Source organism: Gallibacterium sp. ZY190522 (assembly GCF_054166015.1).
In genome coordinates, this window is record NZ_CM135118.1 from 936,016 (window position 1) to 950,748 (window position 14,733).

8 protein-coding genes and 1 tRNA gene are annotated in these 14,733 nt (G+C 35.9%); 4 read left to right on the top strand and 5 right to left on the bottom strand.

All coding sequences use genetic code 11. The annotated features are described in order from the left end of the window. Positions 1–343: 343 nt before the first annotated feature. On the bottom strand, positions 344–4,999 hold the full coding sequence (locus ACXPAV_RS04680) for a S6 family peptidase (protein WP_458004200.1): 4,656 nt from the start codon (positions 4,997–4,999) through the stop codon (positions 344–346). Positions 5,000–5,378: 379 nt separating this feature from the next. Here ACXPAV_RS04680 and ACXPAV_RS04685 point away from each other — a divergent pair. The 3 genes from ACXPAV_RS04685 (at position 5,379) to nrdB (ending at position 9,460) form a co-directional block, all read left to right on the top strand. Next, positions 5,379–5,455: transfer RNA gene (locus ACXPAV_RS04685), tRNA-Val, on the top strand. 540 nt (positions 5,456–5,995) lie between these two features. Continuing rightward, positions 5,996–8,266, top strand: a complete 2,271-nt coding sequence (gene nrdA / locus ACXPAV_RS04690; RefSeq protein ID WP_458004201.1) for a class 1a ribonucleoside-diphosphate reductase subunit alpha — start codon at positions 5,996–5,998, stop codon at positions 8,264–8,266. Between the two features lie 63 nt (positions 8,267–8,329). After that, positions 8,330–9,460, top strand: a complete 1,131-nt coding sequence (nrdB, locus tag ACXPAV_RS04695) for a class Ia ribonucleoside-diphosphate reductase subunit beta (protein ID WP_065231711.1) — start codon at positions 8,330–8,332, stop codon at positions 9,458–9,460. A gap of 184 nt (positions 9,461–9,644) precedes the next feature. Here the strand turns inward: nrdB and ACXPAV_RS04700 are convergent, their stop codons facing one another. The 3 genes from ACXPAV_RS04700 to ACXPAV_RS04710 all read right to left on the bottom strand — a co-directional run bounded on the left by ACXPAV_RS04700 (position 9,645) and on the right by ACXPAV_RS04710 (position 13,124). Next, complete coding sequence (locus tag ACXPAV_RS04700; protein ID WP_458004202.1) at positions 9,645–11,138, bottom strand: surface lipoprotein assembly modifier; 1,494 nt, start codon at positions 11,136–11,138, stop codon at positions 9,645–9,647. A gap of 70 nt (positions 11,139–11,208) precedes the next feature. Further along, complete coding sequence (locus ACXPAV_RS04705) at positions 11,209–12,717, bottom strand: factor H binding protein domain-containing protein (RefSeq protein WP_458004203.1); 1,509 nt, start codon at positions 12,715–12,717, stop codon at positions 11,209–11,211. 14 nt (positions 12,718–12,731) lie between these two features. Next, on the bottom strand, positions 12,732–13,124 hold the full coding sequence (locus ACXPAV_RS04710; RefSeq protein ID WP_458004204.1) for a hypothetical protein: 393 nt from the start codon (positions 13,122–13,124) through the stop codon (positions 12,732–12,734). A 129-nt stretch (positions 13,125–13,253) separates the two neighbouring features. On the opposite strand from ACXPAV_RS04710, the gene ACXPAV_RS04715 reads away from it, so the two are divergent. Continuing rightward, positions 13,254–14,462, top strand: coding sequence for an IS4-like element ISVsa5 family transposase (locus tag ACXPAV_RS04715; RefSeq protein WP_021112574.1), 1,209 nt, complete (start codon positions 13,254–13,256; stop codon positions 14,460–14,462). A 9-nt stretch (positions 14,463–14,471) separates the two neighbouring features. Here ACXPAV_RS04715 and ACXPAV_RS04720 read toward each other — a convergent pair whose 3' ends face one another. After that, entirely contained in the window at positions 14,472–14,597 is a 126-nt protein-coding gene (locus ACXPAV_RS04720; RefSeq protein WP_001303004.1) for a LysR family transcriptional regulator, read from the bottom strand. Positions 14,598–14,733: the final 136 nt, after the last annotated feature.

Here is a 14,733-nt window from a genome sequence, read left to right on the forward strand (position 1 = left end):
AATCTATCTTGAGTTTTCTTAAGTTCGTCTTTTTGAGTGGTATCAGTAGAGGTTGAAAGGTTATTTGCTTGATCTTGAGGATGATTAGGAATAATTGGTTCAACATTAGATCTGTCTATATTGTTACTACCCCCCCCCACAGGCGGTTAAAGCTAAAACAATCGCATTGGTAATAATTAATTTTTTGAAGGTCATTTTTTTCTCCCATTGATTAAAACAATGAGTATTATCCATAAAAAAATATACATATCAACTAATACATACTAAGAATTTTATTTTTTCCTAAACATAAATAAAAATGTGCCTTTTCTTTTGCAAGATAGGCACATATTATTGTTATTTATTAGAATAAATAGGACAGTTTAATTTCTGCATTTTTTGCTTTTCGTGAATTATTTCCTTTCCCTACACCTAAACGAGAAGAAATCTGCCACTTTTGGTAAAAATTAATATCGATTCCGGTCTCATAATATACACTTTCGCCAAAATCTTGTTTCAAACTGATATTATCAATATTCATTTTATCGTTAAGCTCTCTTTGCGCAAAATTATCATAATGAAGTGATATTAATGGTTTAAACTCTATATCCTCAGTTCTCCACATTTTTGCTATTGTTAATTCAGAATAATAATTTAATAAATTCAAATCCTTAGTATTTATATTAATACCATTAAACTGATAACTTACATTATTATAATGATAATTCCTCATTCCTAATAATGTTTGTAATTCAATGCCGAATAATGAAAAAGATTGACCAAAGCCTAAACCAATACTATACATTTGACGATGAAAATGTTCATTCTGTTTTTTTAATTTCAGTTCATTATGAGAACGCCCATAACTAATATCCATAGTAACAAAACTCTTAGGTGTCAATTGTTGCTTTAAATATAAGGTCACTTGGTTTACTTTTGTCGTACTTGTCGCATTATCAGATAAATAGTTAGTCGCATAAGCATTCGAGAAAATCGCACCAACACTCTGCCCTTTATCATTAATTAAACTTTGGATACCGATTTCATTAATATTTAAATTTTGTTGATAAGCTCGGTAATTATCTGAAAAATGCCTGGTTTTTTGTTGGGCAAAATTAGTCCATATTGTTGTTTTATCATTTTTTGTTGCAAGTTGTTGATTCAATAATCTTGCAAACTGCAAATTAATATTAACTTCTGCTGCAAATTCAGAAAGCATCATATTCGCAGTAGAACTAATGTTTGCTGCTTGCTTTTTCGCTAAACGTTCTTGTTCTGCTCGTTCTTTCGCTAAACGCTCTTGTTCAGCTTGTTCTTTCGCTAAACGTTCTTGTTCAGCTTGTTCTTTCGCTAAACGTTCTTGTTCAGCTCGTTCTTTTGCTAAACGTTCTTGTTCAGCCCGTTCTTTCGCTAAACGTTCTTGTTCAGCTTGCTCTTTCGCTAAACGTTCTTGCTCTGCTTGTTCTTTCGCTAAACGCTCTTGTTCAGCTCGTTCTTTCGCTAAACGTTCTTGTTCTGCTTGCTCTTTCGCTAAACGTTCTTGCTCTGCTTGTTCTTTCGCTAAACGTTCTTGTTCAGCTCGTTCTTTTGCTAAACGTTCTTGTTCAGCTCGTTCTTTCGCTAAGCGCTCTTGTTCAGCTCGTTCTTTCGCTAAACGTTCTTGTTCTGCTTGCTCTTTCGCTAAACGTTCTTGTTCAGCTTGCTCTTTCGCTAAGCGCTCTTGTTCAGCTTGCTCTTTTGCTAAACGTTCTTGTTCTGCTCGCTCTTTTGCTAAACGTTCTTGTTCTGCTCGCTCTTTTGCTAAACGTTCTTGTTCTGCTCGCTCTTGCGCTAAACGTTCTTGTTCAGCTCGTTCTTTCGCTAAACGTTCTTGTTCAGCTCGTTCTTTCGCTAAACGTTCTTGTTCAGCTCGTTCTTTCGCTAAACGTTCTTGTTCAGCTTGCTCTTTCGCTAAACGTTCTTGTTCAGCTCGTTCTTTCGCTAAACGTTCTTGTTCTGCTTGCTCTTTCGCTAAGCGCTCTTGTTCAGCTTGTTTTGCTTGTAATTCTGCTGCTTTTTCTTTTATTCTCTCTTTTATATTTTCCGGAGCATCCGGATTAACATAAGGATTTGTTAAAACAATGGCATCTAAATTCTTTTTAGCTTTATAACGCCAAGCTCCAGCATCAACATAAGGTTCACCATTTTCACTATTTTGCAAAATAAATGTGAAATTATTTTCTTCATTTGGATTAAACTGAATTAGTGTAAGTGAGTCTGTTGTAGATAATGTTTCTGCTTGATCTTTAACTAATAAAGTTAAAGATCCTCGCAGTGCTCCGTTAACTATTAATTTATTTCCTAATGAGGAACCTATGTTTGTATTAAAATCTAAGACACCTTGCCCATTGAGATCATTTTGAACAATTAAATTAGTATAACCATTACGACGGCTTTTTAGTACAATATGAGCATTATCCTCTAAAGTTAAATAACCTACTTGACTGTTTTGTGTTAATTCCCACAGACTATTGGAAAAAAGATTTATATGTGTTCCTGCTTTAGCAATAGCCCTTCCTTGAAATATTACATTACTTAAATTAGCTGTACTTTCATTGTCTAGAATAATATGTCCTTTCACTAATGTTTGAGGAATAGTATTTAGAACCTCTTGAGAATAATTTGGTTTATCGCATTGTGTATTACCGCTATAGTTTGAACGATAACAAACATCCTGCCCTGTCCGATATCCTAAATTTAAAACAGCTTTGTCAGTTACTGAAAAGATCGTATTTACCTCACTAACATTACGACCAATCGTTAAAGTAGCACTGTTTTTAACTATCATTGCAGACGCAGTATGAGATGTATTTATCCACTCATTATCCAATATCACTTCTTTATTATTAATGTCTCTTGCGTGTGGAACTGGACGCCCAGAAATAATAACATTGCCCTCTTCAACCTCTAAATTACCATTCAAATTTATTGTTCCATTAAGTAAAAGTGTTGAATTAGCTATTTTGGGGCGATAAATAACATCTAATGCTCCATTACTACCTTTGTTAAAATCAGTTTCTCCTAAAGTTCCTTCAAAAGTTTTATAACGAAATTCTGTTGATGTATTTTTACTATCAACAATAAATTGCATAGCTGTTGCTTTATCACTGCTGATAAACTTCCAATTTTTTGAACTATCTTGATTGGTTGGATAGTATCTCCAAGGTTCATCACCAACTAACACAAAATAATCTGTTCTGCCAGCAGCCCATTGATTTTTATATTCATACAGATCTTTACCTTTTTCTCCGTGTTGTCCCCATTGTATCTGATCAGCAGTGAAAGGTTCTGTTCCTGTAAGTGTTAATGTTGCACCTATGTTAGTATTATGGTTAACAATCTGTGCCCCAGAATCACTATGGCGAATATATTGCATAGTTAAGCTATTTCCATTTAAATCTAGACGCCCACCACGAAAACCAAAATAAAGATTATCAGGATTAATTTGATCCTCACTATTTAAAGTTAAAATTGGTCGCCCACTAGTGATGCCTACTTTATTGAATGCCTGTTTTAGCCCATTCTCATCTTCACGCTGATTAAAAATAACAGTGCCATCACCGATACTGATATCCCCTAAATTCTTGCCTTTACCATTTACATAAAGCATTCCAGCACCAATTTTTGATAAACGGTCATTTTCTGGATTTTTCACTTTCCATACAACATACTTCCCTTCGGCTATGGAAATACCACCACCAAGCCAAGTTTGATCTTCTTTTGGTGCAACTGTAAAATTGGTATTAAAATAAAGTGCTCCCGCTCCTTGATTAATATCTTGGTTTAGGATTAATTTTCCATCAGTATCACCATTAAAAATTACATCTTGTCCATAATCAATTGATGGACGAGATTGGTGACTATCATTGGCGGATAAAGATTCATTATATAAATTCACTTTTAATGATGCCTGCTCAGAATGAATATGGCTTGTTGATTTGTCATTATCATCTACCTCCCACTCCCATTCTGTATTTGTATTATTTTGAACAATGCCAGCAGTAAACTTATCCTTAACCAATTTAATATAACTTGGGTAATGTATGTTAAAAACAGTGATATATGGTGCATTAGGCGGTTGTGTTCCACCAATTAATACACCAATAGCCACCCATTTCTTTAACTTAGAATCATAACCCAGTAATGGTGAACCGCTATCTCCAGCATCTCCCCACGTTGGCATTACTCCATAATCAGTTCCAAATAAGCTTCTTGAATCCTGTACCCAAGTGTTATCCGGTAATTTGTTTCCTTTTGACCATAATGTATGCCCTTGTACTGAATGAACACCTAGTATTCCACCACCTGTTAGAAAATTATAAGCATCAGTTATGTTTGTAATCTTATTTTCTACTAGATCATAAACAGATTGATCTCCACTTCCTACACGGACATAACTTAAAAAACGTCCGCTACCATTAATGCCATAAGTGTTATAATTTTCTTTATCATTATTTTCAATAAAAGCATCTGTTACCGATATAGGCGCAACTTCTGTTACTAACTTATGCAAGCGCGGAACGTGATAATCTGTTTCGTATGCTCTAGGTTTTTTTAAGTATCCATTTTCTCCTGATGTCATTTCATTCCTGCTAGTCAGTAAATAATCAAAAGTATGAGAATCAGGTTTATTATCCTGATCACCAAATTGGACACTGCCATATCCTCTATTATGTTGAACACTACTTACAAAAGCATTATCAATTAATGAGGCAAATCCACCATTTTTGTTAGCGATGTTTAAGTCAGGCATAGGTATTCCTTGCATCATTATCCCAATTTTTTCATTATTTTTATTAAAAATAGGAATATTACTTGCACCAACTGTAAATTGCCCTTTATTTTCTGCAAAATCACGGAAATATTGATAATCAATATCCGCACGAACTCGAGAAGCGTTTGCCACCGCACTTGCCAAAATAGATGAAACAAAAAATGCAACTTTAGTATATTTAAATCGAAGAATAGAGTGTAATAGCATAAATTTTATTAGATATTAAAAAAAGTGGTGAAGTATATAGAATCTCAAATAAAGAATTGAATAGATAAGATATTTTTCATTAAGATTTTTATATAGTTTTTCATAAAAATGAAAACTTGATTATAAATATATAATTTCTTTTTCCAATACATATAAATATTAAATAAATGAAAGTTTTCATTAAAAAGATCAAAATTGATGGATTTTTGACTACTTACTATTTCTTCTAAAGAAGACAAATTTAAAAAATATGATTTATAACAATTCAAATCTAAACTTTTTGATAAAAATGCTATCTTTTTAAGCGATTGATTTCTTTCCATTAAAAAATCTTTTGCAATTCTCTTTTTACCCTCTATAATAGCCCTCGTTTTCATATGCGACCGTAGCTCAGTTGGTTAGAGCATCACCTTGACATGGTGGGGGTCAGTGGTTCGAGTCCACCCGGTCGCACCATCTTACCTTTCACAACCGTTCATATCTCATCAAAAAACCTTTATAAATCCAGTAATAACAGGGCTTTTCGGTTGTTTTACCCCTCGCAACCTTTCGTATTAAATCGGTTCTGACCAAAGATTTTAGTAACTATCATAGTAACTATGTAAAAGCCAAATTTAATGATTTATCCATTAAATCAGCGGTAGTTTCCGGCGTATCAGGTGCGTGCAGTGTATTTTCTTCTGATATGTTTTCTTTGGTTTTAGTCGGTTTATCAAATCGATTTAAAGCAATAGGATTATTGTTAAAAGCAGCAATATCTCATTGATTTTAATAGGAATTAAATAGATTATTGTACTTATTTTGTGCAATGTTTTCTTTTTGTGCGAATGGATTCAAAAGCAAATTGAGAAATTCTTTATTTTTAAATAAGTTAGTTTTTGTCAATTGCAGATCTCTCATTTCCACAAATTTTTCTGCTTGAGTTTTTCTCGAAACACATTATATTGACGAAAAATTTTTTTAAAATACAACATATTGTGTTAGGGATCTTTATTAATGAATAAATCACTTCGAGTAACTAAACGTGATGGGCGTTTAGAGCCTATCAATTTGGATAAAATCCATCGTGTAATTACTTGGGCAGCAGAAGGTTTAAATAATGTTTCTGTTTCGCAAGTAGAATTGCGTTCACATATTCAGTTTTATGAAGGCATTAAAACTTCCGATATTCACGAAACAATCATTAAATCTGCTGCAGATTTAATTAGTAAAGATACTCCAGACTATCAGTACCTTGCTGCTCGTTTAGCTATTTTCCATTTACGTAAAAAAGCTTTCGGTCATTTTGAGCCACCTCGCCTTTATGAACAGGTAAAACGTTTAGTGCGTATGGGAAAATACGATGCGTCACTTTTGGTTGATTATTCTCGCGAAGAGTGGGATGAAATGGACACTTATCTCGACCATTGGCGCGATATGACTTTCTCTTATGCGGCAGTCAAACAGTTGGAAGGGAAATATCTCGTCCAAAATCGTGTAACCGGTGAAATCTATGAATCTGCACAATTTTTATATATTTTGGTTGCAGCTTCCTTATTTGCACAATATCCAAAAGAAACTCGTTTAAATTATATTCGCCGTTTTTACGATGCGACTTCCACTTTTAAAATTTCATTACCAACACCAATTATGGCGGGTGTTCGTACCCCAACTCGTCAATTCAGCTCCTGTGTATTAATTGAATGTGATGATAGTCTAGATTCAATTAATGCAACTTCTGCCGCTATTGTGAAATATGTTTCACAACGTGCCGGAATTGGCGTAAATGCCGGAGCTATTCGAGCATTAGGTAGCCCAATCCGTAATGGAGAAGCGTTCCACACTGGTTGTATTCCATTTTATAAACACTTCCAAACAGCGGTGAAATCTTGCTCTCAAGGTGGTGTTCGCGGTGGTGCTGCAACGGTTTATTACCCAATTTGGCACTTAGAAGTTGAAAGTTTATTAGTATTAAAGAATAACCGTGGCGTTGAGGACAATCGCGTTCGTCATATGGATTACGGTGTGCAGTTAAATAAACTGATGTATCAACGTTTAATTAAAGGCGCAGATATTACACTCTTCAGCCCATCTGATGTGCCGGGGCTTTATGCAGCTTTCTTCGCCGATCAGGAAAAATTTGAACAGCTTTATGTAAAATATGAACAGGATCCGAATATTCGTAAACGTTCGGTTAAAGCTATCGAACTGTTCTCGTTATTAATGCAGGAACGTGCATCAACTGGTCGTATTTACATCCAAAATGTAGATCATTGTAATACTCACTCCCCATTCGATCCGTCAGTTGCACCAGTACGTCAATCTAACCTTTGCTTAGAAATTGCATTACCGACAAAACCGTTACAACATATTCACGATGAAAACGGTGAAATTGCGCTTTGTACCCTTTCTGCATTCAATCTTGGTGCATTAAACAATTTGGATGAATTGGAAGATTTAGCTGATTTGGCAGTGCGTGCATTGGATGCTTTATTGGATTATCAAAACTATCCAGTGAAAGCAGCTGAAATTGGGGCAATGGGTCGTCGTGCGTTAGGTATCGGCGTAATAAATTATGCCTATTATTTAGCCAAAAACGGTGTGCGTTATTCAGATGGTTCTGCCAATGATTTAACTCACCGCACCTTTGAAGCTATTCAATACTATTTATTGAAAGCATCAAATCAACTAGCAAAAGAGTTCGGACCTTGTAAATTCTTTGATGAAACAACTTATGCCAAAGGTATTTTGCCGATCGATACCTACAAAAAAGATGTCGATAGTTTAACCAAAGAACCACTGCATTATGACTGGGAAAGTTTACGCAAAGAGATTCAGGAATTTAGCTTGCGTAACTCAACCTTAACCGCATTAATGCCGTCAGAAACCTCTTCACAAATCTCTAATGCAACCAATGGTATTGAACCGCCACGTGGCTTTGTCAGCATTAAAGCATCGAAAGACGGTATTTTGCGTCAAGTCGTGCCGGATTATGAAAATTTAAGTGAAAATTATGAATTGCTTTGGGATATTCCGAATAACGATGGTTACTTGCATTTAGTTGCGATTATGCAAAAATTTATCGACCAATCCATTTCGGCTAATACCAATTATGATCCGCAACGCTTTGAAGACGGCAAAGTGCCTATGAAAGTGTTGTTAAAAGATTTGTTGACAGCGTATAAATATGGTGTAAAAACGCTTTATTATCAAAATACACGTGACGGTGCCGAAGACAGTCAAGAAGATCTTGATGATGGCTGTGCCGGCGGTGCTTGTAAGATTTAATTCTAATAAAAAGGTCAGTCGCTCTGACCTTTTTCTTACTAATATCTAGTCGAGGAAAATAAAATGGCTTATACCACCTTCTCACAACATAAAAACGATCAACTTAAAGAGCCGATGTTTTTCGGACAAAACGTAAATGTGGCACGTTACGATCAACAAAAATATGAAACTTTTGAAAAACTTATTGAGAAACAACTCTCTTTTTTCTGGCGTCCGGAAGAGGTGGATGTTTCTCAAGATCGTATTGACTATCAGTCTTTACCGGAACACGAAAAACATATTTTTATCAGTAATTTAAAATATCAAACACTGCTCGACTCAATTCAAGGTCGAAGTCCAAATGTAGCTTTGTTGCCGTTGGTATCTATTCCCGAATTAGAAACTTGGATAGAAACTTGGACGTTCTCAGAAACCATTCATTCTCGTTCCTATACACATATTATCCGCAATATTGTGAATGATCCTTCGATTGTATTTGATGATATTGTTACGAATCAGGAAATCATTAAACGAGCAAGAGATATTTCAGCTTATTATGATGATCTAATTCGTGATTCACAGCTCTATTCCCTTTATGGTGAAGGGAGTTATACAGTTGACGGTAAAGAATATCAAGTGACATTACGAAATTTAAAACGTCAGCTCTACCTTTGTTTAATGAGTGTCAATGCATTGGAAGCTATTCGTTTTTATGTTTCTTTTGCCTGTTCTTTTGCCTTTGCAGAACGTAAACTGATGGAAGGCAATGCAAAAATTATCAAATTTATAGCACGTGATGAAGCTCTTCATCTCACTGGAACACAACATATTCTAAATATTATGGCTGCAGGTCAAGATGATCCAGAAATGGCAGAAATTGCAGAAGAATGTCAACAAGAAGCCTATGATCTTTTCGTTGCCGCTGCTGAACAAGAAAAAGATTGGGCAAATTATCTCTTTAAAGATGGTTCAATGATCGGATTAAATAAAGATATTTTGTGCCAATATGTAGAATATATTACTAATATTCGTATGCAGGCGGTTGGTTTGCCATTACCATTTACTACTCGTTCCAATCCAATTCCATGGATTAATGCGTGGTTGGTATCCGATAATGTACAAGTTGCTCCACAAGAAGTGGAAGTTAGCTCCTATCTTGTTGGTCAGATTGACTCTAAAGTTGATGTTGATGACTTTGAGGATTTTAAACTTTAATCCTATCTTCTGATAAAGGCGTAGTATTACGCCTTTATTTTTCATCTATCTATAAATCTATTTTACCTCTACCCTAACTAAATTCAGCAGATAAAAAAATCAGCCAACGATTTACGTCAGCTGATATTTTGAAGAAAAAATAAAACCTATTTAATTTCGTATAAGTAAAGCAATACAATGACGATTAGAATGTTTTCTCAAAATTTAAAAAAACTCTATTTTTATCATAACTATACAGTGCTGGAATATTACTATCTACTCTCATCCAACTCAAATTAAGTTTTGGAGTAATTCCCCATAAATGCCATTCACGATTCCATATAGTAAAGACACTATTATATTCTTTATCTTTACGAACTTTATTAAAAAATAGGTTCTTTTCTTTAAAGTTACGATGTTCTATGCCAAATTGTAAACGGGTAGAAAGTCCCCATTTCCATTCTTGTCCCCACCCCAAACGAAATCCCATTCGATCGGAAGAAAACATTCGATTTTGAGCTTTTTCACGTTGATAATCTACTCCCCCATAAAAATAGGTTTTCGCATTAAATAAGTGAAGTAAGGTTGTAGAATAAAGTTGGCTATTACTATCCGCATCACTATTTTCTTTATATTTCGTTTTACTTAATTCAATGGCTGAACTGGTTTGCCATTTTGGTGATAACCAACGTTCATACTCAAAACGAGTACCATAATTACGGCTATATTTCTCACCACCGAACCAGCGATAAGCATAGAAAGGAAGAATAGCAAAACGATTCTTTATATCCTGATATTGATAACCCACTGTAGTACGGTTCAGAATATCGTCATATTCGTGGTTATCCCAAAAACTTTTTCCATACAAATTATTTTCTAAATAAAGAGAATGACGACCAATTAAATTAAATTTTTTGCTCAAATTGATACTATATTGCAAACCATGGGCTGATTGTGGCAAAGATTCTTCACTTTTTTGGAAAGGTACATTACCAATATAAACCACTTTATCTTTTGCTGCATTATTCACATTATCATCTTGTAAATAAGATAAAGAGCCACTAAACGACCACGCTGACTGTTGCTTAATTGCCATTAAATATTGCTCAGAAACAGCCATAATCTCTGGCGGAAGGTTTGAGCTTGCTCGTAATTTATTAAATTGATCTTCTGCTGCTTCTGTTTGATAATCCTCGAATAAGGCTTGTGCTAATGCGAAACGAACAGGTCCAAAGTTTGGATTGTCTGCCAAAATATGGCGATATAAGCTAATGGCTCCTGTTAAATTACCTTGTACACGATAAAGTGTCGCTTGAGCATAATCAATGAGAATAGGATCAGGATCACGAGTTTTCTTATAAATCTCTAAAAGATCAGGCAATAAATGCCAACGTTGTGTATCAATAACATAATTTAATAACCTACGTGCAAGTTCAGGGCGTTGTTGCAACTCTTCATCTGTAATTTCACGGCTGTCATCTTGTTTCGTAGCTGTCTCTTTTGGTTGCACTTTTGGCGTAGAACGTAAATCCGGTTGTGCCACATTAATATATTCTTTTGGCTCAGTCTTAACATCAATAACGGTTGTCGGGGAAGTAACAGGAGCAGCTAAACTATTTGTTATAAAAATAAACGGAAATAACCCTACTACCATAGGAGAAAAGGCAAACTTTGCTGTTTTTTTTACTAAATTAGGCATAATAAATCGTTCTCAATCTAAACAATAAAAAGCCCTGCTAAGCATAAGCCTAGCAGGGAATACAAAAGGATTATTTGGACGAAGCACCAAAAACTTGCGTCTCATCGCCCGGTCTGATGTCATCGCTAATAAACCCGACTACTTCTTCAGCTTTCGGGCCAACAAAAACACCCTTATATTCACCATCTGTGCCCCTATTAGCATCATATGGACCATACTGTATTCTACCTGAAAAACCTATCTTATTAGTTGGTTGTTCTGATATTGGCGTTTGTAGTAAGACTATATCCTGATTATTCTTATAACCACTACGATTAGTTACTGTGCCAGACACCGTATTGTCTGCAAAATTAGCCTTTAACGTTATATCACCTTGCGCTGGAGTGTATTTTCGAGATTCATTGAAATAACCAAGCACTTTACCTCGGTAAGTAACAATCTCTTGGCCAGATGGTCTAGCCCATACATTATTATCCTGCGGTAATTCTTTAAATATATACCCCCTTTTTGGAGACGTAGGATAATATTTATCATCACTAGAATTATATTTCATAGCAGTATGCATAAAATAAGTAGAGTAGGTTTGGTTAACAAAACGTGCTTCCACAATTTTACGCTTAACCGTTGAGTTACAAGCGACTTTAGAAGCACATGCTTGTGCAAACTGCTCATCACTTTGAATTTGTTGCGGATTTACTGGATATTTAGAAAAGTCAATATCTTCAGAAGGAATCTCTCGGATTACTGTATCCTCACCACCTACTGAATTACGTGCAGGTAAAAGGATATCAACTGTATTAGTGATCCCAAAACCTGTCATATTATCTAATGGTATTAATTGTTCTATACCACCATATTCGTTAAATTTAATACTACGCCATTTATATTTATCTCCCATATAATTCTCTTCAGTGTGTGCCTCAACAATAGGATTATCTGGGGTCAGTTGTTTAAGTTGAGATTTTTCTTTATCTAATGCTTGTTCTGCCGCTTTTACTTGTGCGGTTAATTGGCTTAACTGTGTCTGTTTTTGGGTAATTTGCGTAGATAACGATTTCTTTTTACTCTCTAACTCAGCAACAGTTTGCTTCAGGGAAGCAGACTGCTTTTCGGCATTAGTTAATTGGTTTTGGGCTTCAGACAAAGAACTGTTCGCTTTCACCAATGCTTGTTGGGTTTGCGAAAGTTTTTGCTGAATATCATTGCTGTTTCCTAATTTTTGTACCTCTACCAATTCTGCCATTTCTTGAGTTAAACGGCTCACTTCTGCCTTTTTAGCGCTCACTGTATTCGCAAGCTGTTTAACATCACTTTGCGCTTTAGTTAATTGCTGTTTAGTTTCGGTTAATTGTTGCGAGGTTTGAGTTAATGATTGTTGATGTTGATTAACATCTGCTTGAGCTACGGATAATTGCTGTTTTACTTTGGCTAATTTTGTTTTAGCATTATCTAACTGTTGCTGTAATTGTGCTTCTGAACTTGGTTTAGCCGGAGAATCACTGGAAGATGAACTACACGCCATTAATGCTGCACATGCTAAAGTAATTGTACTTAATTGGAAAAATGTTTTCTGTTTCATAATTTATTCCTTATCTATTTTGTTACCTGTGTACCACCAAATACTGAATTTGCTTCATTTGGCAAACCAGATATTGTACCTACGACTTCTTCCATATTTTTACCTGCAAAAGTACCGCTAAAATTAGCATCTCTAAATGGCAAATTATCTGGATTATTCCCTACAGGAATGATAGCTTTCCCAGTGGTGCTTCCAAAATGAATCCCGCTTCCAAAAGCATCTATACTGATTCGACCATGTTTTAATAATAAATCTCGACCATCCTGTGCTGGATTTACAGTTCTGTTTGTAATTCTGCCTTCTACTAGATTTTTATCTAAATCGGCAGTTAATGTAATATCGCCAGATTTACCACCAACATTCAGCATATATCCACGATAAGTAATCTGCGGTGTTTTAGTTTTCACTGCTTCATAACGCTGTTGTGCTCTGATGAATCCCCTAATGATTTTTATCAAAATCATTAAGTTAAGGTAGATACACATCTTGTCATATGATCAAATGGTTTCGCCAAAAATCAATAATCAGACAACAAAATGTGCGAACTCGATATTTTACACGACTCTCTTTACCAATTCTGCCCCGAATTACACTTAAAACGACTCAACAGCTTAACGTTGGCTTGCCACGCCTTACTTGACTGTAAAACTCTCACTCTTACCGAACTTGGCCGTAACCTGCCAACCAAAGCGAGAACAAAACATAACATCAAACGAATCGACCGATTGTTAGGTAATCGTCACCTCCACAAAGAGCGACTCGCTGTATACCGTTGGCATGCTAGCTTTATCTGTTCGGGCAATACGATGCCCATTGTACTTGTTGACTGGTCTGATATCCGTGAGCAAAAACGGCTTATGGTATTGCGAGCTTCAGTCGCACTACACGGTCGTTCTGTTACTCTTTATGAGAAAGCGTTCCCGCTTTCAGAGCAATGTTCAAAGAAAGCTCATGACCAATTTCTAGCCGACCTTGCGAGCATTCTACCGAGTAACACCACACCGCTCATTGTCAGTGATGCTGGCTTTAAAGTGCCATGGTATAAATCCGTTGAGAAGCTGGGTTGGTACTGGTTAAGTCGAGTAAGAGGAAAAGTACAATATGCAGACCTAGGAGCGGAAAACTGGAAACCTATCAGCAACTTACATGATATGTCATCTAGTCACTCAAAGACTTTAGGCTATAAGAGGCTGACTAAAAGCAATCCAATCTCATGCCAAATTCTATTGTATAAATCTCGCTCTAAAGGCCGAAAAAATCAGCGCTCGACACGGACTCATTGTCACCACCCGTCACCTAAAATCTACTCAGCGTCGGCAAAGGAGCCATGGATTCTAGCAACTAACTTACCTGTTGAAATTCGAACACCCAAACAACTTGTTAATATCTATTCGAAGCGAATGCAGATTGAAGAAACCTTCCGAGACTTGAAAAGTCCTGCCTACGGACTAGGCCTACGCCATAGCCGAACGAGCAGCTCAGAGCGTTTTGATATCATGCTGCTAATCGCCCTGATGCTTCAACTAACATGTTGGCTTGCGGGCGTTCATGCTCAGAAACAAGGTTGGGACAAGCACTTCCAGGCTAACACAGTCAGAAATCGAAACGTACTCTCAACAGTTCGCTTAGGCATGGAAGTTTTGCGGCATTCTGGCTACACAATAACAAGGGAAGACTCACTCGTGGCTGCAACCCTGCTTACTCAAAATCTATTCACACATGGTTACGCTTTGGGGAAATTATGAGGGGATCTCTCAGTGCTCAGCATGTTTGAGTGCTTTACTCGCCGCGGGTTGAGAAATATGTAAAACTTCAGCCGCACGCGTTAAGGAACCACAAGTCATTACAGCATAAAAGATATCGAGATGTCTTAATTTCATTCCATGTAGCCTACTGATTATTTATTTCTACGGACTATTCTAACGAATAAAGTATAAATAATCAGATATACTCGTCATAATTCAAATTTTGGTTTAGTTGTCACGAGAATTAATTCGTAAACGTGCAAGCTAAATA

Coding starts and splice junctions, on each gene's coding strand:
- ACXPAV_RS04680 (WP_458004200.1), bottom strand. CDS start 4,999: ATGCTATTACACTCTATTCTTCGATTTAAATATACTAAAGTTGCATTT.
- ACXPAV_RS04720 (WP_001303004.1), bottom strand. CDS start 14,597: ATGAAATTAAGACATCTCGATATCTTTTATGCTGTAATGACTTGTGGT.
- ACXPAV_RS04700 (WP_458004202.1), bottom strand. CDS start 11,138: ATGCCTAATTTAGTAAAAAAAACAGCAAAGTTTGCCTTTTCTCCTATG.
- nrdA (WP_458004201.1), top strand. CDS start 5,996: ATGAATAAATCACTTCGAGTAACTAAACGTGATGGGCGTTTAGAGCCT.
- ACXPAV_RS04705 (WP_458004203.1), bottom strand. CDS start 12,717: ATGAAACAGAAAACATTTTTCCAATTAAGTACAATTACTTTAGCATGT.
- nrdB (WP_065231711.1), top strand. CDS start 8,330: ATGGCTTATACCACCTTCTCACAACATAAAAACGATCAACTTAAAGAG.
- ACXPAV_RS04715 (WP_021112574.1), top strand. CDS start 13,254: ATGTGCGAACTCGATATTTTACACGACTCTCTTTACCAATTCTGCCCC.